This is a genomic window from Janthinobacterium rivuli, assembly GCF_009208735.1.
GTDB lineage: Bacteria > Pseudomonadota > Gammaproteobacteria > Burkholderiales > Burkholderiaceae_D > Janthinobacterium.
The window spans coordinates 113,238-135,756 of the sequence record NZ_WFLJ01000012.1 but is presented as its reverse complement, the minus strand read 5'-3'; the positions used below and the strand labels follow the sequence as shown (position 1 = coordinate 135,756).

At 62.3% G+C, this 22,519-nt stretch carries 17 protein-coding genes and 4 tRNA genes; 10 read left to right on the top strand and 11 right to left on the bottom strand.

The features are described from left to right. The first annotated feature begins 59 nt into the window (after positions 1-59). Both GCN78_RS17605 and GCN78_RS17600 read left to right on the top strand, forming a co-directional pair. Entirely contained in the window at positions 60-545 is a 486-nt protein-coding gene (locus tag GCN78_RS17605) for an asparaginase domain-containing protein (protein ID WP_034781194.1), read from the top strand. 609 nt (positions 546-1,154) lie between these two features. Further along, on the top strand, positions 1,155-3,800 hold the full coding sequence (locus GCN78_RS17600) for a TonB-dependent receptor (RefSeq protein ID WP_226939690.1): 2,646 nt from the start codon (positions 1,155-1,157) through the stop codon (positions 3,798-3,800). Between the two features lie 140 nt (positions 3,801-3,940). Here the strand turns inward: GCN78_RS17600 and GCN78_RS17595 are convergent, their stop codons facing one another. Beyond that, entirely contained in the window at positions 3,941-4,837 is an 897-nt protein-coding gene (locus GCN78_RS17595; RefSeq protein WP_034754435.1) for a recombination-associated protein RdgC, read from the bottom strand. Between the two features lie 118 nt (positions 4,838-4,955). Continuing rightward, the gene (gene dinB, locus GCN78_RS17590; RefSeq protein WP_226939689.1) at positions 4,956-6,140 is read right to left on the bottom strand and encodes a DNA polymerase IV; all 1,185 of its coding nucleotides are present in this window, start codon (positions 6,138-6,140) and stop codon (positions 4,956-4,958) included. 141 nt (positions 6,141-6,281) lie between these two features. Between dinB and GCN78_RS17585 the strand changes: the two genes are divergently transcribed. The 8 genes from GCN78_RS17585 (at position 6,282) to GCN78_RS17550 (ending at position 11,535) form a co-directional block, all read left to right on the top strand. Further along, positions 6,282-8,453 (top strand): S9 family peptidase, encoded by a 2,172-nt coding sequence (locus GCN78_RS17585; protein ID WP_152252828.1) that lies wholly within the window; start codon positions 6,282-6,284, stop codon positions 8,451-8,453. 99 nt (positions 8,454-8,552) lie between these two features. Then, a tRNA-Val gene (locus GCN78_RS17580) sits at positions 8,553-8,628 on the top strand. Positions 8,629-8,682: 54 nt separating this feature from the next. Then, a tRNA-Asp gene (locus GCN78_RS17575) sits at positions 8,683-8,759 on the top strand. A gap of 216 nt (positions 8,760-8,975) precedes the next feature. Next, positions 8,976-9,051 (top strand) — tRNA-Val (locus GCN78_RS17570). A 57-nt stretch (positions 9,052-9,108) separates the two neighbouring features. Next, a tRNA-Asp gene (locus tag GCN78_RS17565) sits at positions 9,109-9,185 on the top strand. Positions 9,186-9,340: 155 nt separating this feature from the next. Beyond that, on the top strand, positions 9,341-10,444 hold the full coding sequence (locus tag GCN78_RS17560) for a hypothetical protein (RefSeq protein ID WP_226939688.1): 1,104 nt from the start codon (positions 9,341-9,343) through the stop codon (positions 10,442-10,444). Continuing rightward, positions 10,435-11,061: an ABC transporter ATP-binding protein gene (locus GCN78_RS17555; protein ID WP_152252827.1), complete on the top strand. Its 627-nt coding sequence runs from the start codon at positions 10,435-10,437 to the stop codon at positions 11,059-11,061. The genes GCN78_RS17560 and GCN78_RS17555 overlap by 10 nt, the downstream gene beginning before the upstream one ends. Before the next feature lie 135 nt (positions 11,062-11,196). After that, a complete protein-coding gene (locus tag GCN78_RS17550; protein WP_152252826.1) occupies positions 11,197-11,535 on the top strand; it encodes a CzcE family metal-binding protein in 339 nt (112 codons plus the stop codon). A 66-nt stretch (positions 11,536-11,601) separates the two neighbouring features. Here GCN78_RS17550 and ahpF read toward each other — a convergent pair whose 3' ends face one another. The 9 genes from ahpF to GCN78_RS17505 form a co-directional block, all read right to left on the bottom strand. Beyond that, a complete protein-coding gene (ahpF, locus tag GCN78_RS17545) occupies positions 11,602-13,197 on the bottom strand; it encodes an alkyl hydroperoxide reductase subunit F (RefSeq protein WP_152252825.1) in 1,596 nt (531 codons plus the stop codon). Between the two features lie 106 nt (positions 13,198-13,303). Next, on the bottom strand, positions 13,304-13,867 hold the full coding sequence (gene ahpC, locus GCN78_RS17540) for an alkyl hydroperoxide reductase subunit C (RefSeq protein WP_077398190.1): 564 nt from the start codon (positions 13,865-13,867) through the stop codon (positions 13,304-13,306). Positions 13,868-14,062: 195 nt separating this feature from the next. Further along, positions 14,063-14,455, bottom strand: a complete 393-nt coding sequence (locus GCN78_RS17535) for a DUF3597 domain-containing protein (protein WP_099666109.1) — start codon at positions 14,453-14,455, stop codon at positions 14,063-14,065. A 169-nt stretch (positions 14,456-14,624) separates the two neighbouring features. After that, the gene (locus tag GCN78_RS17530; protein ID WP_226939687.1) at positions 14,625-17,468 is read right to left on the bottom strand and encodes an EAL domain-containing protein; all 2,844 of its coding nucleotides are present in this window, start codon (positions 17,466-17,468) and stop codon (positions 14,625-14,627) included. A 134-nt stretch (positions 17,469-17,602) separates the two neighbouring features. Continuing rightward, a complete protein-coding gene (rbsD, locus tag GCN78_RS17525) occupies positions 17,603-17,995 on the bottom strand; it encodes a D-ribose pyranase (protein ID WP_152252824.1) in 393 nt (130 codons plus the stop codon). 4 nt (positions 17,996-17,999) lie between these two features. Further along, positions 18,000-18,908, bottom strand: coding sequence for a ribokinase (gene rbsK, locus GCN78_RS17520; protein ID WP_152252823.1), 909 nt, complete (start codon positions 18,906-18,908; stop codon positions 18,000-18,002). After that, a complete protein-coding gene (locus GCN78_RS17515; RefSeq protein WP_152252822.1) occupies positions 18,905-19,963 on the bottom strand; it encodes a LacI family DNA-binding transcriptional regulator in 1,059 nt (352 codons plus the stop codon). Before GCN78_RS17515 ends, rbsK begins: the two co-directional genes overlap by 4 nt. A gap of 14 nt (positions 19,964-19,977) precedes the next feature. Then, positions 19,978-20,949, bottom strand: a complete 972-nt coding sequence (locus GCN78_RS17510) for an ABC transporter permease (protein WP_152252821.1) — start codon at positions 20,947-20,949, stop codon at positions 19,978-19,980. 18 nt (positions 20,950-20,967) lie between these two features. Beyond that, entirely contained in the window at positions 20,968-22,518 is a 1,551-nt protein-coding gene (locus tag GCN78_RS17505) for a sugar ABC transporter ATP-binding protein (protein ID WP_152252820.1), read from the bottom strand. Position 22,519 lies beyond the last annotated feature (1 nt).

Below are 22,519 nucleotides of genomic sequence, written 5' to 3'. Positions count from 1 at the left end.
CAACGCTGCCAATCCACGCTATCATGCGCGTCATTCTCCACTGACATCGTGACCACATCATGACTTTGCGCATACTCGCCACTGGCGGCACTTTCGACAAACACTACAACGAATTGAACGGTACCCTGGGCTTTTCCGACAGTCATTTGCCGGCAGCGATTGCCCGCGCGCGCATGACGGCGCCCGTGGCGCTGGAGCAATTGCCCCTGCTCGATTCGCTCGACATGCAGGATGCGGACCGCCAGCGCGTGCTGGCCTCGTGCCGCGCGGCACAGGAAAAAGCCATCGTCATCATCCACGGCACCGACACCATGCGCGAAACGGCGCAGGTGCTGGGCGCGGCGAACCTGCAGCAAACGGTCATTTTGACGGGCGCCATGATTCCCTACGAAATCGACAACTCCGATGCCCTGTTCAACCTGGGCTTTGCCTGCGGCGTGGCGCAAACCTTGCCAGCGGGCGTATATGTGGCCATGAATGGCCAGATCTTCGCCTGGGACAATGTGCAAAAGAACCGCGCCGCCGGCGTGTTCCAGCCCTTGTAAGCCTATGCCGGACAGGCCGCGTCAGGCAGACCGTCAAACGCTCCGCCTGACACGCTGTCACAATTCAAACAGCCCGTTTTCAACGGGCTTTTTTTACGTTTTTTCACTTTTCACAAATTCTGCAAAACCATAGCTTTCGTCGAATTATTGTAGGTAAAACATCAAATTGCCAATATAATAATTTTGTGTTGTAAAAAAACGCCATTGATCATTTTTAAAAACACTGATATTGTTAAATATAAAACTGTGATTTAACAATTAAGTTAAATATTCTTCTGTATCCATAATTTATTGCCAAATCCAACACGGTTGATATGCATTTTTCCTTGCTGAGACGACATAATGTTCGCCTCGACAAGTTATAAGTGCATTTATAACAATATTGCACCAAGTAGTCTTCCACCTCCCACCGACGTGGTTCCACCTACCGTACACGAGCACCGCAGGTCATCTATCCGATGGCCTAAACGGTGCTCGCGTGCCGCTTGTCGTTATTAAAACTACTACGGAGTAATTGTTACAATGGCATTAAAAGAAAAAATTGGCGTGCGCAGCGTACGCCTGGCCCTGACCGTTCTGGCAGGTAGCGTCTTGTTCTCTGGCCAATCCATGGCGGATGAAGCAATTCAAAAAGTTGAAATTACCGGTTCGAGTATCAAGCGTATCGCTGTCGAAGGCGCACTGCCAGTGCAGCGCCTGACGCAAGAAGCAATCGCCAAAACGGGCGCCACCACGGTCGCCGACCTGCTCCAGGCCCTGCCCGCCATGCAAGGCTTTACCGTCGGTGCCGCCGCAGCTGGCACCAATTCGGGCGGCCGCACCAGCGCGTCGATCCACGACATCGGCGAAGACTACACCCTGGTCCTGCTGAACGGCCGCCGCATCGCGCCACAAGGCTCGGGCACTTCCGTCAACCTGAACGCCATTCCTATGAGCGCCGTTGAACGCGTCGAAGTGCTGACCGACGGCGCTTCGGCCCTGTACGGCTCGGACGCCATCGCCGGCGTGATCAACTTCATTCTGAAGAAGAACCAGCAAGGCGGCTCCCTGGAAGCCACCTATGGCGGTCCGGAAGACAAGGGCGGCAACGCCTGGAACACCAGCGTGACCTATGGCGTCGGCGACATCGACGAAGACCGTTTCAACGTGCTGGTATCGTACCGCCATGACGAGCAATCGAACTTGCGCGCCACCGACCGCACGTTCGCCCGTTCGTCGCGTATTCCAGTGAGCCATAACGGCAAACAATATGTCTTCGACAAGACCGCCATAGGCACGGCACCGGCCAACGCCACCGTGTCCGTCAAAGGCAAGGACGATTACCTCTTCAATCCCTACCTGGCGAAGAATAATAATTGTGGCGCCGTGACCAATGCCCCACTGGCAGCCAATAAGCTGGCTTGCGGCTACGATGGCGGTTCGACGGTTGAAATCGTGCCTGAATCGAAGCGCGACAGCCTGTTTACCCGCGCCACCTACAAACTCAACGATTCGCTGAATGCGTTTGCCGAAGTCGCCTACTCGCGTTATGACCTGACCGCGCGCATCTCGGCCAATCCGGTGGCAATCCCGATTGCGCTTAACGGTGCGCAGTACAACAAGTATGTCCTGCCTTACCTGACACCAGAGCAGGTCAAGGACATCACCTCCGTGTCAGCCAACTATCGCATGAGCGACTGGGGTACCCGCGACTCCAACACCATCACCGAGACCAAGCACTTCGTCGTCGGCGTCGAAGGCGAAATTGGCGCGTGGAACATCGATGCGGGCCTGACCTGGTCGCAAAATTCCATCGATGAACGCTACATCGGTGGCTATGCGAAAACGGCCGATATGAAGGCCCTGCTGAAAAATCCGGCGTTCAACCCGTTCGTGCCCGCCGGCACGCCATCGCCGGAAATGCAAGCGCTGATCAACAATTCGCAATTCAACGGCTCGATCCGCACGGCATCGACCACCATGCGCGGTATCGATGCGCACGGTTCCCGTGAACTGTTCACCTTGCCAGGCGGCAAAGCCAACATCGGTATCGGCGCCGACTACCGCGAGTACAACTACGGCCAGACGCCAGACGCAGGTGCAAACACCAGCACCATCTACGGCTTCAACACCTCGCCACGCTATGACCTGAGCCGTTCAACCTACGGCGTCTTCGCCGAATTGCTGGCTCCGATCACCAAAACGGTAGAAGTGAGTCTGGCTGGCCGCTATGACTCCGTGTCGGCGATCGACAATGGCGTCATCAACAAGACCATCGGCAAGGATGCCAATGCCAATACCTACAAGGTCACGGCACGCTGGCAGCCGATACAGCAAGTACTGCTGCGCGGCTCCTACGGCACCGGCTTCAAGGCTCCGGACATGCTGAGCATTGGTCAGCCTCTGGTCAACAACGGCTTTACCGGTACTAACTGGAATTGCCCATTCCCAGGCGATGCGCTGTGCCGTGCGCCTAACACCCAGTACAATAAAATGTCTGGCGGTAACGAAAACCTGAAGCCGGAAAAATCGAAACAGTTCACCGTCGGTTTCCGTATCGAGCCTAGCTCGGCATTCTCGTTCGGCGCCGACCTGTGGGACGTGAAAATCACCGACGCGGTTTCGGCCGTGAGCGAAGCGCAAGCGTTCAACAACCCAGGCATGTACCGCGACCTGTTCGGCACCTATATCGAACCGACGACCGGCAAGTCGTACTTTGCGTTCAAGTCGCTGTCGATGAACATCGGCCAGACACACAACCGCGGTATCGACTGGGACATGACGGCACGCAAGAAGTTTGATATCGGTAACTTCACGGCTAACCTGAGCGGCACCCATATGCTCAAGGCCGACTACACCGTACCAGGCACCAAGGATCAGTGGACCAACAACATGAACTTCTACGGCATTTCCGATGCCGTGACGTTCCGTAACCTGATGAAGCTCAACATGAGCCTGGAATCGGGCAAGCTGACCAACACGGTCATCGTGAGCTACCGTAATGGCTATACCGACGCTTCGGCCGAAGTGGTCAACCTGGCCACCAGTACGAAGGAAAATATCCGTCTGCACGTGCCTTCGTACACGACGGTTGACTTCCAGGGCCGCTATGCGTACAGCAAAGCAGTGACCTTGCGCGCAGGTATCAAAAACCTGTTTGACCGCGAACCGCCGCTGTCGCTGCGCAGCTCGCGTGGTCACCAAGTTGGCTACGATCCACGCTACGCCGATCCAATGATGCGTTCGTTCTACTTCACGGCCCAGTACAAGTTCTAAGTTGACCTCGTCAACGTAGGCTGAGCCGCCCAAGGGCCTTGCAAACGCAAGGCCGTTTTTTTCGTCCAAGGCCCGTCATGCCAGGCGAGGGGCGAAAAAAAAGGAGCGTCAGCTCCTTTTTCGTACCGGCATGGCGGCTGTTATGCCGTCGCCTCGCCACCGAGGGCTTCGACCACGTCGGCCATCAACTTGCTCAGCTCGCCCGTCATCAGCATCACGTCGCCGTCGAAACGTTCTTCGTCGTTCTTCGTGCTCGATTCCGTTTCCTTGATCACGTCCAGCGGCTTGACGCTCTTGATGGCCAGCGATTCCGTCAACACGAACGAGATCTTGTCGTTCCACGTCATGGCCAGGCGCGTGCACTGCTTGCCGGCGGCGATATGGCGGCGCACGTCGTCCGCTTCCAGGGTATGGCGCACGTAGCGCACGGTGGCCTTGCTCTCGCCCGTGGCGCGCAATTCCGTATCCATGTCGACCGTGAAGCCGGCAGGCGCGTCGTCGGCTTGCAGCCATTCCGTCATCACCGCCACGGGCGAGCGCTGCACGCGCAGGCTTTCCAGCGGCAGCTTGTCCACGGCTTTCAACAGCAGCTTGATGACTTCATCGGCTTTCGCCGGGCTGGCGGCATCGACCACCAGCCAGCCATTGACGGGGTCGATCCACGTCCAGACGTTGCTGCGGATGCTGAAGGCGCGCGGCAGCAGCTCGTCGGCCACGCGTTCCTTCAATTCTTTCATGGCTTTCTTGCCGGGCGCGAAGCCTTGCGCTTCTTCCATCTCGGCGGCGCGGGCCTTGGCCACCTGGTTGATGACGGTCGCTGGCAACAGTTTCTTTTCCGTGCCCAGCAAGATCAGCATCTGTTTGTTGACCACGTGGACCAGGCCGCCGTTCGGGCGTGGCGTATCCCAGCCCTGGCGCATCAGATCCATGCTGGTCGCCGGCGTAAATTTGTTCGAGGACAAGGCCTCTTCCAGTTGTTCTGGCGTATAAGCCCACGGTGCGGGCAGGCGGTAAATCTGAAGATTCTTGAACCACATAGTTTTTGTCTTCCGTTTGTTTCAGTAGTGCCAGGGGAACGCCATTCTACACTTTCGACACGGGAATGCCGTCAAAAGCGCGGACTGGCGCGGTGTTGTTGATGCGTCGGGAATGCTGCTACAGGGCGGGAAACAGCTCCGCCTGGGCTGGCGCCTGCCGCGTCACGACGGCCGGATCGGACAAGGTCGAGATGCGCACGCCCAGCAGGCGGATTTTCTTTTCAAATGGCACGCGCCGCAAGCAATCGCGGCTGGCCCGCAGGATGGCGGCGGCGTCCGACGTGGCGCTGGGCAAGGTGATGTCGCGCGTGACGGTGCTGAAATCCTCGAAACGCAGCTTGATGCCCACCGTGCGCCCCGCCAGCGACTGTTTATCCAGGTCGCCCGCCACGCGCGTGCACAGGCTTTCCAGCTTTTCCGACAGGGTGGCGCGGTCGCGCACCACCTGCAAGTCGCGCTCGAACGTCGTTTCGCGGCTGACGGACTTGGTTTCCCGGCTCGTCTGCACGGGCCGCTCATCGATGCCCAGCGCCGCCTGGCGCAGCCAGCCCGTGTACAGGTCGCCAAACTGCGTGCGCAGCATGGCCATGTCGGCCCGCGCCAGCTCGCCGATGGTGACTATGCCCAGGCTTTCCAGCTTGGCCGTCGCCTTCGGGCCGATGCCGTTGATCTTTTTCGCCGGCAAGGGCCAGACCCTTGTTTCGATATCCTCGGGCGACAAGATGGTGAGTCCGTCGGGTTTTTCCAGGTCGGAACAGATTTTTGCCAGCAATTTGTTGGGCGCCAGGCCAATCGAGCACGACAGCCCCGTCGCCTCGAACACGGCCGCCTTCAGGCGCGCCGCCATGGCCGGCGCCTGCTCGCCGTATTCGGTGAGGTCGACATAGATTTCATCGATGCCCACGTTCTGGATGATCGGGCACAGCTGGGCCACGGCTTGCTTGAAGCGCGCCGAATACTCGCGGTAGGCCTCGAAGTCGGCTGGCAGCAGGATGCTGTCGGGCGCCAGTTTCGCCGCCTTCATGATGCCCATGGCGGAAAACACGCCAAACGCGCGCGCCGCATACGTCGACGTGGTGACGACGCCACGCCCCACGTAGTCGCGCATGCGCGCAAACTGCCGCGTGCCATCTTCCTGCAGCACGGGCTGCTGCAGGCGCCCGCCGCCGATGACGACGGCTTCGCCGCGCAATTCCGGATACTTCAACAGTTCCACGGAGGCAAAGAAGGCGTCCATGTCCAGGTGGGCTATCCAGCGGCGGGCCGCGGGCGGCTCGGGAAGGGGGGAGGCAGATGTGGTCAAGGACACCTCGCGGCGAGATACTGTAGTTATATACAGTATCGCTGGAAATGCCCGTGGATGCAAGTTGAAACGCAGGAGCCGGCGGTTGCTTTTCTCAATAGCAAGATTACAATCCTGACATAACTATTCAAAGGAGTCGCCTTGTCTATCGCTCATCACGCTGCGCGCCGCCGGTCCGTCTGGTCATCCATCTTGCCGGCCCTGCTGCTGTCCACCTTGGCGCCATCCGCGCTGGCCGCCGACGCCGCCGCCACCATCGCCACGGCCGCCGCGCCTGTCGCCGCCAAGACAGCCTGGCAGGAAACGCGCCACGGCACCATTGTCACGGACGATTACCGCTGGCTGCAAAAGAAAACCGATCCTGCCGTGATCGATTATCTGAATGCGGAAAACGCCTACACGGCCGCCGTCACGGCCCCGATCCAGCCGCTGGCCGACAAGCTGACTGCGGAGATCAAGGGCCGCATGCAGGAAGTGGACTTGTCCGTGCCTGCGCGCCAGGGCAATTTTTACTATTACACGCGCATGGAAGCGGGCAAGCAATACCCGATTCACTGCCGCCGCCCCGTCGGCGCGAACGGCGCCTACGATGCGCAGGCGGTCGAGGAAATCCTGCTGGACCAGAATCAATTGGCCGAAGGCCACAAATTTTTTGCCGTGCGCGCCTTTGCCGTCAGCCCGAATGAACAGTTGCTGGCCTACACCACCGACACGACGGGTTTCCGCCAGTACGAGCTGCATGTCAAGGATTTGAAGACGGGCAAGTTGCTGGGCGATACCATGCCGCGCGTGACTTCCCTGGCCTGGGCGGCGGACAACGCCACCCTGATGCTGACGCAGGAAGACGCCACCACCAAGCGCGCGGACCGCTTGTTCCGCCTGCCGCTGGGCGGCACCTTGCAACAGGTCTACCACGAGCCGGTGGAACAGTTCGCCATCGGCGTGAGCCGCACGCGCGATCATCGCTACTTTGTGCTCACCGCGCGCAGCACGGACACGAGCGAAGTGCTGCTGCTGCCGACGAGCCAGCCGCAAGGCAATTTCCAGAGCGTGCTGAAACGCGAAAAAGGCCATCGCTACGGCATCGAGCACCGCGACGGCCAGTTGTACATCCTGACCAACAAGGATGCGAAGAATTTCCGTGTCGTCAGCGCGCCGCTGTCCGCGCCACAGCCGAAACACTGGAAACCCGTCGTGCCACACAACAAGGATGCCGTGATCCAGTCCATCGACGTCTTCCAGGGCTATCTGGTGGTGATGGAAAAGGCGCGCGCCCTGAATCGCGCGCGCATCCTTGATTTCGCGCACAAGAACTGGAAGACGGTGCAGTTCGACGACCCCGTCTACCTGGCCACGTCGGCCGGCACGCCGGAATTTTCCGCCACGCAATTTCGCATGTCCTACCAGTCGCCCGTCACGCCGCCCACCGTCATCGACGTGGCCATGGCGGATGGCAAGCGCACGGTGCTGAAACAGCAGGAAATCGTCGGCGGCTTCGATGGCAGCCGCTACACGACGCAGCGATTGTGGGTGACGGCGCGCGATGGCGTGCAAGTGCCGCTGTGGATCGTCTACAAGAAGGGCGTCAAGCTCGACGGTTCCGCGCCGCTGCTGCTGTACTCGTACGGCTCGTATGGCATCTCGACGGAGGCGAACTTTGGCCTGGCCCGCATCAGCCTGCTGGAGCGGGGCGTCATCTATGCGCAGGCGCATATCCGCGGCGGCACCGACATGGGCGAAGCCTGGCATGAAGACGGCATGCTGATGAAGAAGAAAAACACCTTCAATGACTTCATCGACAGCGCCGACTACCTGGTGCGCGAAAAATGGACCAGCCCGAACCGCCTCATCATCCAGGGCGGCAGCGCGGGCGGCTTGCTGATGGGCGCCGTCGTCAACATGCGCCCCGACCTGTTCCACGCCGTGCACGCGGCCGTGCCGTTTGTCGACGTGATGAACACCATGATGGACGCCAGCCTGCCCCTGACGACGGGCGAGTACCTGGAATGGGGCGACCCGAACCAGAAAGCGCCCTACGACTACATGCTCAGCTACTCGCCCTACGACAACATTGCGCGCAAGAATTATCCGGCCATGCTGGTGACGACGGGCCTGAACGACAGCCAGGTCATGTACTGGGAACCGGCAAAATATGTGGCCAAGCTGCGCGCGTATAAAACGGACGGCAATCCGCTGCTGCTGAAAACGAATATGGGCGCCGGCCACGGCGGCGCATCGGGCCGCTACGACGCCATCGCCGAGAATGCGTTCAATATGGCGTGGATGCTGTCGCAGTGGGACATTACGGAGTAAAGTGAAAAAAGCGCTTGCAGAAGGATTTTGTCCGTCCTATAATAGCGCCTCTTCCAGACGTGGTGACAAACGTCGGGATAGTTTTCTGAGACAAGCAACGGGTGCTTAGCTCAGTTGGTAGAGCGGCGCCCTTACAAGGCGTAGGTCGGGAGTTCGAGCCTCTCAGCACCCACCAAATCAGAAAACTGTCCAGTGCTTCATGGATCAGCAATACAGATCATACGAGCTTGGAGTGGTAGTTCAGTTGGTTAGAATACCGGCCTGTCACGTCGGGGGTCGCGGGTTCGAGTCCCGTCCGCTCCGCCAATAAAAGAAAAGCCCTTTGGTTCTCTGAACCGAAGGGCTTTTCCCATTTCAGAAGCCAAAAACACGTCACGACGCCCTTCCAGGAATATTTTTGCGCTTTTCAGCAAAAAAATGCTTTTATCCCACAAGAATAGTTGCACAAGCGGGAAAGCGCCCCCTATAATAGTGCCTCTTCCAGACGTGGTGACAAACGTCGGGATAGTTTTCTGGGTATGCGGGTGCTTAGCTCAGTTGGTAGAGCGGCGCCCTTACAAGGCGTAGGTCGGGAGTTCGAGCCTCTCAGCACCCACCACCAATACAGAAAATTATCCAGTGCTTCATGGATCAGCAACACAGATCATACGAGCTTGGAGTGGTAGTTCAGTTGGTTAGAATACCGGCCTGTCACGTCGGGGGTCGCGGGTTCGAGTCCCGTCCGCTCCGCCAATAAAAGAAAAGCCCTTTGGTTCTCTGAACCGAAGGGCTTTTCCCATTCTGGGGTCAGACCCTCAACACCGCCAACGTCAAGCTCAACGCTAACTTATCCGGGGGTCTGACCCCGGCTGTTAGAATCAGCGCTACCCTGACTCCGCTCCTGCCTGATGCGCCTGCCCCGCAGTCTTTCCCCCTACCTCGCCCTGCGCTTGCGCCTGGCCCATCATGCGTTACTGCAATTTGCCGCCAGCCTGGCCAGCTCCATGGAAATCCTCGTATTCCTGGCCGGTCCCGTCCTGCTCGGATTGCTCAGCGTCATCGCCCTGCCTGGCTTTCTCGCCATGAGCCTGCCCTGGCCCGCCGCGCTGGGCCTCCTGGGCGGGCAAGCCTTGCTCAGCTGCCTGCCCGCCTGGCTGCTGCGCAAGCGCCTGTTGCCAGCCCCTGTCGCCGCCTGGCTGCGCCAGCTGCCCTTGCCGCCGCGCCTGCGCCGGCAAGCCGATGTCGCCGTGGCCGGCCTGCTGATGCTGCCGCTGGGCCTCGCCTATGCCGTCTCGGCCACTGTCTGGCTGCTGCAGTCGCCACCCTGGCTGCGCCCGATTGCCGCGCCCGGCATGGCCGCCACCCTCGCCGTCTGGCTGCTGGCCTGGCTGCTGACGACGCTGATCGTGGCGCAGCGGCTGCGCGCGCCGCGCCCCGCACAAGGAGCGCGCCTGCCCACGATGACGACATACGTGCCGCAACGGCCCCGCTGGACTACCCTGTTCCTGTGGCGCCAGCTGTTCTGGCTGCCGTTCTGGCGCAACGACAATGTGATCGGCCTGCAGCAAAGCGTGCTGCTGGCCACGGCTGGCGCCACCATGCTGGCCTGGCTGCTGCGCGCACCGCTCGTGCCCGCGCCGCTGCTCGGTTTACTGGCCAGCGCCAGCCTGGTCATTGTGACGGACCGGGGCGACAAGGCCGTGCGCGAGCAGCTCGGCTTGCTGCGCCCCGCATTGAACGCCTGGCCGCTGGCCGGCACGGCCCTGACGCGCCTGGCCTGCGCCGCCAGCCTGCTGCCCGCCTTTGCCGTGCTGCTGGGCGCCGGCGTCTTGCTGTACGCCATCGATCCCGCCGCCTTGCAGCAGCGCGTGACCAAGGTGTACGCCCTCACGGCCGGCGCGGCCCTGCTGGCCATCGTCGGCCTGCCCCGCCTGACGGCGCGCGGCCGCGTCGCCCTCGTCGTTTTCTCCATCCTTGCCTTGAGCGCCATCGGAAGCGAATTATGGAATTGAAGCTGCCTACTCCCGTGCTGCATATCGAGCACCTCGATTTTCACTTTGCCACGCACAGCGTCTTCCAGGGCTGCAATCTGCAATTCGGTCCCGGCATCACCTGGCTGCGCGGCGCGAACGGGGCCGGCAAGACGACGCTGCTGAAACTGGCGGGCGGCGCCCTGCTGCCGGCGCGCGGCGCCATCCGTCTCGATGACGTCGACAGCGGCGCCATGCCGCTGGCCTACCGCGCGCAAGCCTTCTATTGCGGCGGCGACGCTCCCGCCCTGCCCTGGCTGCAAGTGCACGAGTTTCTCGACCTGCACCTGGCCCTGTACCCGGGCAGCGACCAGTCCCTGCTGAATGACGAACTGGAAGCGTTTGCCATGACGTCGACCTTGCAGCAAAGCATCAACGCCCTGTCCCTGGGCCAGCATAAAAAACTGCAACTGGCGCTGGCCCTGGCCTTGCCCGTGCGCCTGTTGCTGATCGACGAGCCATTCAACGGCCTCGACGCATCCGCCATGGCGTACTTGCGCCAGCGTCTGGCCGAGCCGTCACGCCTGGCGCGCCAATGCATCGTACTCACCAGCCATCTGGCGCCGGACGTGCCGCTGGCGGCGACGGTAGAAATATAGACGGGAAATACAGCTTTGCAGATCGACCAAGGACAGCTTACGATGCCGTGTTGCAAAATCCGGCGATCCCGGTGCAGCCACTACCCATAACACGGCGCGCTTATTCACCGCGCCAGGCTTATTCTTGGAGAAATTATGTTGAACACCCACCGCAGCGCCCTGGCCATCCTGTGCGCCATCCTTGCCACCTCGGCCAGCGCCGCCGGCCCCACGGGCACGGCCGACGACTATGGCACGCCGGCGCACCACGGCGCCGCCCAGCGCAGCATCGAACTGCAGGCCGATACGCGCCACATCAACGTCACGCGCGGCGAAACCGTCACCATCGCGCGCGCCGGCCAGCGTTTTACGTGGCACGTGCAAACCTTCAACAACAAGACCGTCTTCGCCCTGGCCGACATCGCGCCAAAGGACATGCCCGTCGATGGCATTCAAGTGTATGTGGCCAGCAATCCCCTGTACGCGGGCAGCTGATTTGCTCCACGCATAAAAAAACCGGAACCACCTTGCGGCGTTCCGGTTTTTTTTCGGCGGGACAACTTACGCCGTCAGCGCTTCTTTCGCTGCCGCTTCATCGACCACTTCCTCGTCGTCCGAGCGGATCAGGTGGTCAAAGGCGGACAGGGCTGCCTTGGCGCCTTCGCCGGTGGCGATGATGATCTGCTTGTACGGCACCGTGGTGACGTCGCCGGCCGCGAACACGCCCGGGATCGAGGTCTGGCCGCGGGCGTCGACTTCGATTTCGCCGTGGCGCGACAAGGCGACCGTGCCTTTCAGCCACTCCGTATTCGGCACCAGGCCGATCTGCACGAAGACGCCTTCCAGCTCGACCTTCTTCGATTCGCCGCTGACCCGGTCCGTGTAGCTCAGGCCATTGACGATCTTGCCGTCGCCGTGAATCTCGGTGGTTTGCGCCGAGGTGATCACGGTCACGTTAGGCAGGCTGTGCAGCTTGCGCTGCAGCACCGCGTCGGCGCGCAATTCCGCGCCGAATTCGATCAGGGTCACGTGCTTCACCAGGCCGGCCAGGTCGATCGCCGCTTCCACGCCCGAGTTGCCGCCGCCGATCACGGCCACGCGCTTGCCCTTGAACAGCGGGCCATCGCAGTGCGGGCAGTAGGCGACACCGTGGTTGCGGTATTCCTTCTCGCCCGGCACGTTGATTTCGCGCCAGCGGGCGCCGGTGGCCAGGATGACGGTCTTGGCTTTCAGGATCGCGCCATTCGCCGTTTCGATCTGCACCAATTTACCCGGCGTCAATTTCGCGGCGCGCTGGGTGTTCATGATGTCGACGTCGTATTCCTTGACGTGCTGCTCCAGCGCCACGGCGAACTTCGGACCATCCGTTTCCTTGACCGAGATAAAGTTTTCAATCGCCAGGGTATCGAGCACCTGGCCGCCAAAACGCTCGGCCAGCACGCCCGTCTTGATGCCTTTGCGGGCCGCGTAGATGGCCGCTGCCGCGCCGGCAGGGCCGCCGCCGACGATCAGCACGTCGAACACGTCTTTCTTGTTCAGCGCCTCGGCCTGGCGGGCGCCGGCGTTGGTGTCGAGCTTGGCGAGGATTTCCTCGACATTCGTGCGGCCCTGGCCAAAGTGTTCACCGTTCAGGAACATCATCGGCACGGCCATGATCTGGCGCGCTTCCACTTCTTGCGGGAACACGCCGCCATCGATGGTGGTGACCTTGATGCGCGGGTTGATCACCGCCATCGCATTCAAGGCCTGCACCACTTCCGGGCAGTTATGGCAGGAGAGCGAAATAAACGTTTCAAACTCGTAATCGCCGTCGAGGTTGCGGATCTGCTCGATCACGGCATCGTCGAACTTGATGGTGTGGCCGCCTACTTGCAGCAGCGCCAGTACCAGCGACGTGAATTCATGGCCCAGCGGCACACCGGCGAAACGCACGCCGATATCGGTGCCTGGGCGGTTGATGCTGAACGACGGGGTCCGTACGCCAGCGTCCATGCGCTCGACCAGCGTGATCTTGTCGCTCAACAGGACTATCTCCTGGAGCAATTCTTTCATCTCGCGGGCTTTTGCGCTGTCATCGAGAGAAGCGACCAACTCAAGCGGATACACCACTTTTTCCAAGTAGGATTTCAGTTGGGTTTTGAGGGTGGCGTCTAACATGATTTTTTCCTTTTCTACAAATATTTAGGCGAATGCCGGGCCGGACACCCGGTCCGGCATCGCGGTAACTACTTGTTTGCTGCTAGATGTTGCAAGGCTTCAAGACTTAGATCTTGCCAACCAGGTCCAGCGATGGGGTCAGGGTTGCTGCGCCTTCCGTCCATTTGGCTGGGCATACTTCGCCTGGGTGGTTCGCCACGTACTGGGCGGCTTTGACTTTGCGCAACAGTTCCGCTGCGTCACGGCCGATGCCGTTGTCATGCACTTCCAGCACTTTGATGAAGCCGTCAGGATTGATGACGAAGGTACCGCGCAGTGCCAGCCCTTCTTCTTCGATCATGACTTCGAAGTTGCGCGACAGGGCGCCGGTTGGGTCGCCGATCAGTGCGTATTGCACTTTCTTGATCGCGTCCGAGGTGTCGTGCCACGCTTTGTGCGCGAAGTGGGTATCGGTCGAGATACCGTAGACATCGACGCCCAGTTTCTGGAATTCAGCGTGGTGATCGGCCAGATCTTCCAGTTCGGTTGGGCAAACGAAGGTGAAGTCGGCTGGGTAGAAGACGAATACCGACCACTTGCCTTTCAGCGACGCTTCCGTCAGGTCGACGAATTTGCCATTGTGGTAAGCGGTTGCCTTGAATGGTTTAACTTGGGTATTGATCAGCGACATAGTCATTTCCTCTCGTGTGGTGAATCAGTAAGACTCTAGTGTAAGGGGTTTTAACCCATAAGCAAAATTGATTGTCACAATAGTTTCAATTGGTTTTAGCTATCATGACGCCATGGGAACTCCATGATAGGCAGTTCCCACAGGATTGGATAGCGGTGACAGTGGATACCCCTGCCGCCGCCAGGTGTTCAGTTCTTAGTTTTTCAGCTCTTCCGGCACCTTGCCGCCGTTTTCCGCCAGCTTGATCATCACCTGGCGATGCAGCCAGATATTCATGCTGGCCGAATCATTGGTGTCGCCCGTGAAATGCAGCTCCTGCGCCAGTTCCTTGCGCGAAGCCAGGCTGCTGTCGAGTTGAAGCAGTTTCATCAGGTCGACGATGGATGTGCGCCAATTGAGTTTTTCCGCGTTCTTGCTGGCCAGGTCGACCAGCACCACTTCCACGTCCACGACGGGCACGGCAGCCGCTGGTGCAGCGGCCGGTGCGGCCGCCGCCGGCGCGTCGGTAGCGGCAGCGGGCGTGGCAGCCGGTGCGGCGTCGGACGAATGGTGGAAGATCTTGTTGTAGATATTGCTGAAAATGCCCATGAGGTCACCTCGAGTTGAGTGAATGGAAGAAGGTATGCCTGCGCTCCAGGTCCAGGACCCGTGACAGCAATGCCGGGCGCAGGCGCCAGCCCGTCGAGTATAAGCCCGTTCAGTCCGGGAGCCCTGTCCCGCAGGGCCAGTGGAAATCTGGTGGCAGGGCACGCCTGTTTCAAGGGTGCAAGGGCCGCCGGGCGTGCAGCAGCGCATCGAACGCTTCGCTGGTCAGCGGCGGCGCAAACAGCTCGCCTTGCGCGAAATCACAGCCTATGCCCAGCAGCAAACCGTGCTGCGCTGCGGTCTCCACCCCTTCGGCGATGACCTGCAAGCCCAGCTTGTGGGCCATGGTGACGATGGCTTCGCACAGCACCAGTTCGCTGGCGCCGGGCGCCAGCTTGCGCACCAGCACGCCGTCGAGCTTCAGGTAATCGATGCCGCATTGCTGCAATTGCGTCAGCGAGGCATGGCCGCTGCCGAAGTCGTCCAGGGCGATCTGCAGGCCCGCTTCGCGCAAGTGCTGCAAGCGGGGCGCCATGCTGGTGCCGGCAGGCAAAAGTACATCTTCACGCATGTCGAGCACGATGGCCGAGGCCGGCACACCGAGCGCCGCCAGCTGGCGCAACCAGGTACCGGGCGCCTCCACTTCGCGCTGCAATTCCAGCGGCGACTGATTCAGGCACAGCTGCAGTCCCGGCAAGCCGATGGCATGGCCGTGCGCGCGCCAGTGCAGCAGTTGCGCGGCCGCCGTGCGCAGCGCCCAGTCGCCGATCTCCACGATCAGGCCGCTGCTTTCGGCCAGCGCCAGAAAATCCGGCGGGCATACCAGACCCCGCTGCGGATGGTGCCAGCGCAGCAAGGCTTCCGCCTTGACAAGCTTGCCGCTGTCCAGCTCGACGATGGGCTGGTAATGCAGCTGCATCTGCTGTTCGCGCAGGGCCGTGCGCAAGTCCGCCCCCATGCGCATGCGGTTGACGGCCGCCACCTGCATGGCCGGCGTAAAGTAGCTATAGCGGTTGCGTCCCGCCCCTTTCGAGACATACATGGCCTGGTCCGCATGCTTGAGCAATTCCTCGATCGTGCCCGCATCATCGGGATACAGGGTGATGCCGATCGAGGCCGAGACGAAGGCCTGCTCTTGTCCCAGCTGGAACGGCGCCAGCAAGCCGTCGAGTATCTGCCGCGCGATGCGGTCGACTTGCTGCAGATCGTCGAGGTCGGACAGGATCACCGTGAATTCATCGCCGCCCAGGCGCGCCACCGTGTCCGTCTCGCGCACGCCCACGCGGATGCGCCGCGCCGCCTCGATCAGCAGAATATCACCCTGGTGATGCCCCAGCGTGTCGTTGACTTCCTTGAAATGGTCGAGGTCGATGAACAGGATGGCCACGCGGCTGCTGTCGCGCCGGCCCTGGGCCAGCGCCAGGCGCAAACGCTCGTGGAACATGCGCCGGTTCGGCAATTGCGTAAGGGTATCGAAATTGGCTTGCTGCCAGATCAGCGCTTCCGTTTGCCGCTTGTCCGTCACGTCTTCCAGCATGCACAGGTGGTGCGGCCCGCCATGGCGCGCCGTGGCGATGGCCGTCACGGAAGCGTCAACCCACACCACGCCGCCATCGGGCCGCACGATGCGCTTGGTGTGGCGAAAACCCTGCATGCGCCGCGCCAGCAGCTGCGCTACCTGTTCCTGCTCGCCGGCCACGTCGTCGGGATGGCTGATCTCCATCCAGCTCGAGCGCTTCATGTGTTCCAGGCTGCGCCCGCTGATGGCCAGGTAGCGTGGATTGATGTCGAGAAACTGTCCGCTCAGGGTATCGATCAGGGCGATGCCCATGGGCGCTTCCTCGAACATGGTGCGAAAGCGCAATTCCCCTTGACGGATGGTTTCCTCGGTGCGGCGGCGCTCGCGCGCCAGGTTGTTGAAGTGAAAGGCGGCCGACACGGCCAGCAGGCTGCCCGCCACGCCCAGCGACAGGTACAGCCAGCCCAGGTCGGCGCCCGGCACGGGGCGATACAGGAAACCCTGGTAGGTGCGGCTGTCCGTGGCATTGCGCGGCAGCACGCCCATGGCCGCATACGTGTGGGCGATGTGCTGCCAGCGCTGGGGATTCATGTAGCCGAGCTCCACCAGCACGGGCTGCAGCAGCAATTCCATCTGCTGCGCCTCGTACAGCAGATGCGCGTGGTCATGGCGCTGGCTGTATTTGGCATGGATCACGCGCGCCATTTCCTCGCGGTGCGCCATCGCGTATTGCCAGCCGCGCAGGCTGGCCGCGCGGAACGCCTTCACGCGCTCGGGATGGCGGCGCAGCTCGTGCTCGCTGGTAAACAGGTTGTCGCCGTAGAAATCGATACCGGCCGTGCGCGGCGTAAACTGGTAGTAGGAAAAGCCGGCCCGGTCCAGGTAGTCCGGCTCGTTGGTGGAATACGCGGCAATCGCGTCGACCTTGCCATCGATCAAATCCTCGACCCGGTAGCTGGGCGGCAAGTGGCGCATCTGCTGCGGCGCGACGCCCATTTTCGCCAGGAACAGCGACACTTCATCGGCGGCAAGGGCCGCATCGCCGGGCGCGCCTATCATCACGGGCGCCCCCACCAGCTTGCGCACGTCGGGCGCGCCGCCCTGCTGGCGCATCAGCAGCACGCTGGGCGAATGCTGGAACACGACGGCCAGCACCACCAGCGGCTTGCCCGCCATCCGGCTGAGCAACAAGGTGCTGTTGCCCACGCCATACTCGGCCTGGCCCGCCAGCACGGCCGCCTCGGCAAACGGCGCGCCGCCGCCTTCGACCAGCCTGACTTCCAGCCCCGCTTCGCGGTAATAGCCCTGCTCGATGGCCGCGTAATAGCCGGCAAACTGGAACTGGTGCGTGAAATTGAGTTGCAGGGTAACGGGTTCCAGCGCCCGGGCTGGTGTGGCTAGGCACAGCAGCAGGAAGAAAATGCCGCGCCAGGCGCGCGCCAGCCTGCCGGCGGGCGGCAAGACAAGGCGGAAAGCGTCGGGGGCTTTCATCGGCATGGCGGAACACCACAGGAAGCTGCCGAGCTGGCAGGGGTAAGGCTATTGTAGCCGCCCCTTTTGCCGATGGATAATTATTTCAGTGAGGACAAGTGCGTTGATGTTTTTGGCAAACTATTTCGCGTTTATTTGCGCTAGAACACGACGCCGGCCACCAAAATGATGTTGGCGTACGGACTGCACTCGCCCGTGCGCACGATGGCGCGCGCGCCCTTGCTCAATTGCTTGAACTCGTCGTGCGTCACCTGGCGCGCATCGGGCACGGCCAGGGCCGCCACCTGCGCCGCCATGGCCGGATTATGCTGCGGCAACTCGCTGGCGAGCAGATGGTATTCCACCTGCATTTCAGTCAATACCGTGTTGACGGTGTCGATGAAGCCGGGGATGCCGCGCGTCAGGGCCAGGTCGATCAGGGGCACGCCCGGCTGCGACGGCAAGCCCGCGTCGCCGATGACGAGCATGTCGCCATGGCCGAGCGAAGCGATCATTTGCGACAGCGCAATATTAAGCAGCGGTGATTTTTTCATGATCTTAGAACAGCTCGTGCAAGTGGGGGATCGAGGTTTGCGCGCCAGGCTTGGTGACGCTCCAGGCGGCCGCGCGCTGGCCTTGCTGGATCGCTTCGGCCTCGTCCATGCCGGACGCCAGGCCAGCGACAAAACCGCCGATGAAGGTGTCGCCGGCCGCCGTCGTGTCGACGGCTTGCACCGCTTCGGCCGGGAAGGTGAAGTCGCCGCCATACAGGGCCGCGTGCACGCCCTTGGCACCCAAGGTGATGATGACGTTGTCGCTGCCCAGCTTTTGCAGCGCGGCCGCCAGCGCCTTGGCATCCGCCCCCTCCGGGCCGACGCCGGCCAGCATGGCCGCTTCGATTTCATTCGGAATCAGGTAGTCGACCAGTTCCAGCAAGCCGTCCGGCAGGCTGGCCGCCGGGGCCGGGTTCAGCACCACGGTCTTGCCCAGCGAGCGGGCCAATTTGATGGCGTGCACGACGGTGGCCATCGGCGTTTCCAGCTGCAGCACGACGATATCGGCCTGTTCAATCAAACCTTGCGCCGCGTCGATGTGCGCGGGGCTCAACAAGTCGTTGGCGCCGCCGGCGATGACGATGCTGTTCTGGCCATTGTCGTCCACGAGGATCGAGGCGATGCCGGACGCCACGCCCGGCAAGGTCGTGATGTGGCTGTCGATGATACCGTCGCCGACGAGCGCCGCGCGCAAGGTCGCGCCGAACGCGTCGTCGCCCACGCAGCCGACCATGGCCACTTGCTGGGCGCCCGCCACCTTGCCGCTCAGGCGCGCGCAGGCCACGGCCTGGTTGGCGCCCTTGCCGCCAGGAATCGTGCGGAACGCGCCGCCCGTCAGGGTTTCGCCGGGGAGGGGCATGCGCGGCACGCGCAAGACCAGGTCCATATTGATGCTGCCGATAACCACGATCATGATGTCATTCCCATCAGTTCAGTTGCAGGTGAAGAAGTAGGTGCGGAAAAAGGCACGGTGGCGGCCACGCTGGAGCCGCGCACGTGCAGTGCGGGGGCGATGCTGCGCTGCTGGCGCGGCAAGGCGGGGTCGGCGATGCGCGCCAGCAGGCAGGCGGCCGTGATGTGGCCCAGCTCGCGCGTATTTTGCGCCACGCTGGTCAAGGCCGGGTGCACGAAGCTGGCCAGGTCGATATCGTCGAAACCGACGACGGCCAGCTCGCCCGGCACGGCGATGCCGCGCTCGGCGGCGGCGCGCAAGGCGCCAAAGGCCATCAAGTCATTGCAGCAGAACAAGGCGTCCGGACGCTGATCTTGCGGCAGCGCCAGCAAGTCCAGCGCGGCCCCATAGCCGCCCGCGCTGGTAAAGTCCGCATGGCGGCACAGGGCGTCGGCCAGGACCACGCCCGCGTCCGCCATGGCGCCTCGCACGCCGTCGATGCGGTCGTTGGAAATGCTCACTTCGCGGGGACCGGCGATGCAGGCGAGGCGCCGTCGTCCGAGACCCAGCAGGTGATGCGCGGCCAGGGCGCCGCCGGCGCGGTTGTCGACGGCCACGGCATCGATGGACAGGTCGCTGGGCGCGCGGTCGAGCAGCACGGCCGGCACCTTCATCTTGCGCAGCAATTCGCCGTCGCTGTCGGCCAGCGCGGACAAAATCAGGCCATCGCAGCGCTTGGTCAGCAGCACGTTCAGGTAGTCGCGCTGCTTGACGGGGTCGTCATCGGAATTGCACAAGATCACGCTGTAGCCGGCCGCGTAGCAGCTGTCCTCGATGCCGCGCGCCACTTCCGAGAAATACGGGTTCGTATTGTTCGGAATGATCAGGCCGATGGTGCCCGTGCTGCGGCTGCGCAGGGAACGCGCCAGCGCGCTGGGCACGTAATGCAGTGCCTCCGCCGCCGCCAGCACGGCGCGACGCGCCTCGTCGCTGACGGGGCGGGTATTGTTGAGGACGTGCGACACGGTGGTAAACGATACCCCCGCCGCCTGCGCCACTTGCTTGATGGTTGCCATGGGCGCTGCGTCGCTTAGGCGCGTTCGCCGCGGCGGCGGTAGGTGTCGAGCACCACGGCGGCGACGATCACCAGGCCCGTGACGATGCGTTTCACGGGTTCCGACACGCCCACTTGGGCCAGGCCCGCTTCCAGCACGGAAATGATCAATACGCCGATGAAGGTGCTGATGACGGAGCCGCGCCCGCCCATCAGGCTCGTGCCGCCGATCACGACGGCGGCAATCACTTGCAATTCCATGCCCACGCCGCCGTTCGGGTCGGCCGCTTCCAGGCGCGACACCTGGAACAGCGCGCCCACGCCGGCAAGAAAGCCCATCAAGGCAAACACCAGCACTTTCGACGGCTTCGTATTGATGCCGGACAGCCGCACGGCTTCTTCATTCGTGCCGATGCCGATCCAGTGGCGTCCCAGCACCGTGCGCGTGAGCACCAGGTGGCCGATGACGACGATGGCGATCGAGGCGATGAAGGCGGGCGACAGGCCGAATGCGATCGGCGAGCTGATGCCGTCGACGGCGCTGCCGATGTATTCCGTGCGCGAATTGGTCACCTGATACGCGAGGCCCCGCGCCATTTCCAGCACGCCCAGAGACACAATGAACGAGGGAATGCGCCAGCCGACGGAAATGAGGCCAGTCGTCGCGCCGCACAGGGCGGCGACGAACATGCCCAGCAGGGCCGCGCTCCACACGGGCCAGCCCCAGTGCACGACGGCCAGGGACAGCACGGAAGCGGCCAGCGCCATCACGGAACCGACGGACAGATCGATGCCGCCGATGATCAGCACGAACGTCATGCCGACGGCCATCACGACCAGCGTGGGGATATTGTTCGACAGGGTGCTCAGGGTGGCCAGGGTGAAGAAATTTTCGCTGGCAAACGAGAACAGCACGCACATGGCCAGCAGGGCGCCGATCAGGCCCGCATAGTTTTTCAGGTCGGCCAGGCTGCGCTGCAGATACGATGGGGAAGAAGTAGTGGTCATGGGAATCTTTCCGGCGGATCAGGCCGCAGCTGGAGTGGAATTAGGGGTCAAATAGCCGGAGAAGGCGGCCGACAGCAGCGCGTCCTGGCTCCAGGCGCCGCGCTCGAAGGTGTCGACGATGCTGCCCGCGCTCATGACGGCGATGCGGTCGCAGATCAGCATCAGTTCGCGCAAGTCGCTCGAGACGATGACGAGGCCCTTGCCCTGGCGCGCCTGTTCAGCCAACACCTGATAAATATCAAACTTGGCGCCGATATCGATGCCACGCGTGGGTTCGTCGAACAGCATCACGGGGCAGTCGCGATACAGCCAGCGGGCGATCACCACCTTTTGCTGGTTGCCGCCGGAGAGCTCGGCCACCGTTTGCGCGCTGTTGCGCGAGCGGATGCCCAGGCGCTCGATGTAATCGTCGGCCACCGTCGCTTCGGCCGCGTCGTTGAGCCAGCCCGCGCCACTGACGGTGTCGAGCGACGCCAGGGTCGTATTCACGGCGATCGACTGGCGCAGCAATAAGCCTTGTCCCTTGCGGTCTTCCGTGATCATGGCGATGCCGGCTTGCACTGCGGCCTGCGGAGAGTGCAAGGCGGCGGGCGTGGCGCTGTCACCGAGGAAAATTTCACCGGCGTCGGCGCGGTCGGCGCCGAAGATCAGGCGCAGCAATTCCGTGCGGCCCGAGCCGATCAGGCCGGCGATGCCGAGGATTTCACCGGCACGCAAGTCGAACGAGGTCGGGTTGACGACCTTGCCGCGCGCCAGTCCGCGCACGCGCAGCAGCGGCGCGCCGATGGTGCGGCCGCTCAAGTCGACCGCATCGTCGGCCGAACGGCCCACCATCAGGCTGACCAGGTCGGCGGCGGAGTGGCCCGCGATGTCGTCGTCGCACACGAGCTGGCCGTCGCGCAGCACGGCGATGCGGTCGGCCACGCGCTTGAGTTCTTCCAGGCGGTGGGAAATATAGATGATGCACACGCCGTCGGCCTTCAGACGCTCGATCTGCAGGAACAGCAGCTCCACTTCGCGGTGCGTCAGCATGGCCGTGGGCTCGTCGAGCACCAACAGGCGGCAGGCGCCGATCAGGTTGCGCGCGATCTCGATCATTTGCTGGTGGCCGATGCCCAGCTCGCCGACCAAGGTCCACGGATCGAGGCCGCCCAGGCCGACTTTTTCCATCTGTTCGCGCGCATCGCGTTCGAGGCGCGTACGGTCGATGAAGCCGAAACGCTGCGGCAGATTCTTCAGGTACAGGTTTTCCGCGATCGACAGGGTGGGAATCAAATTGAGTTCCTGCATCACCATGCGGATGCCCAGCGCTTCGGCGGCGCCGCGCGAAGCGGGCTGGTAGGGTTTGCCGTCGAGCAGCATCGTGCCCGTGGTGGCTTGCTCCAGGCCGCAGATGATCTTCGACAAGGTGCTCTTGCCCGCGCCGTTCTCGCCCGTCAGCGCCAGCACCTGGCCAGGGGCGAAGCGCAGGCCCACGCCACCGAGGACGGGGCCGACATAGGACTTGCCGATGTTATCGAGCGTTAACAAGGGGATGGCGGCTGGCGCCGGGGGAATGTCGGTGGGCATG

Coding starts and splice junctions, on each gene's coding strand:
- GCN78_RS17550 (WP_152252826.1), top strand. CDS start 11,197: ATGTTGAACACCCACCGCAGCGCCCTGGCCATCCTGTGCGCCATCCTT.
- rbsD (WP_152252824.1), bottom strand. CDS start 17,995: ATGAAAAAATCACCGCTGCTTAATATTGCGCTGTCGCAAATGATCGCT.
- GCN78_RS17515 (WP_152252822.1), bottom strand. CDS start 19,963: ATGGCAACCATCAAGCAAGTGGCGCAGGCGGCGGGGGTATCGTTTACC.
- GCN78_RS17530 (WP_226939687.1), bottom strand. CDS start 17,468: ATGCCGATGAAAGCCCCCGACGCTTTCCGCCTTGTCTTGCCGCCCGCC.
- GCN78_RS17555 (WP_152252827.1), top strand. CDS start 10,435: ATGGAATTGAAGCTGCCTACTCCCGTGCTGCATATCGAGCACCTCGAT.
- GCN78_RS17535 (WP_099666109.1), bottom strand. CDS start 14,455: ATGGGCATTTTCAGCAATATCTACAACAAGATCTTCCACCATTCGTCC.
- GCN78_RS17505 (WP_152252820.1), bottom strand. CDS start 22,518: ATGCCCACCGACATTCCCCCGGCGCCAGCCGCCATCCCCTTGTTAACG.
- GCN78_RS17605 (WP_034781194.1), top strand. CDS start 60: ATGACTTTGCGCATACTCGCCACTGGCGGCACTTTCGACAAACACTAC.
- ahpF (WP_152252825.1), bottom strand. CDS start 13,197: ATGTTAGACGCCACCCTCAAAACCCAACTGAAATCCTACTTGGAAAAA.
- GCN78_RS17510 (WP_152252821.1), bottom strand. CDS start 20,949: ATGACCACTACTTCTTCCCCATCGTATCTGCAGCGCAGCCTGGCCGAC.
- rbsK (WP_152252823.1), bottom strand. CDS start 18,908: ATGATCGTGGTTATCGGCAGCATCAATATGGACCTGGTCTTGCGCGTG.
- GCN78_RS17600 (WP_226939690.1), top strand. CDS start 1,155: ATGGCGGATGAAGCAATTCAAAAAGTTGAAATTACCGGTTCGAGTATC.
- ahpC (WP_077398190.1), bottom strand. CDS start 13,867: ATGTCGCTGATCAATACCCAAGTTAAACCATTCAAGGCAACCGCTTAC.
- GCN78_RS17560 (WP_226939688.1), top strand. CDS start 9,341: ATGCGCCTGCCCCGCAGTCTTTCCCCCTACCTCGCCCTGCGCTTGCGC.
- GCN78_RS17595 (WP_034754435.1), bottom strand. CDS start 4,837: ATGTGGTTCAAGAATCTTCAGATTTACCGCCTGCCCGCACCGTGGGCT.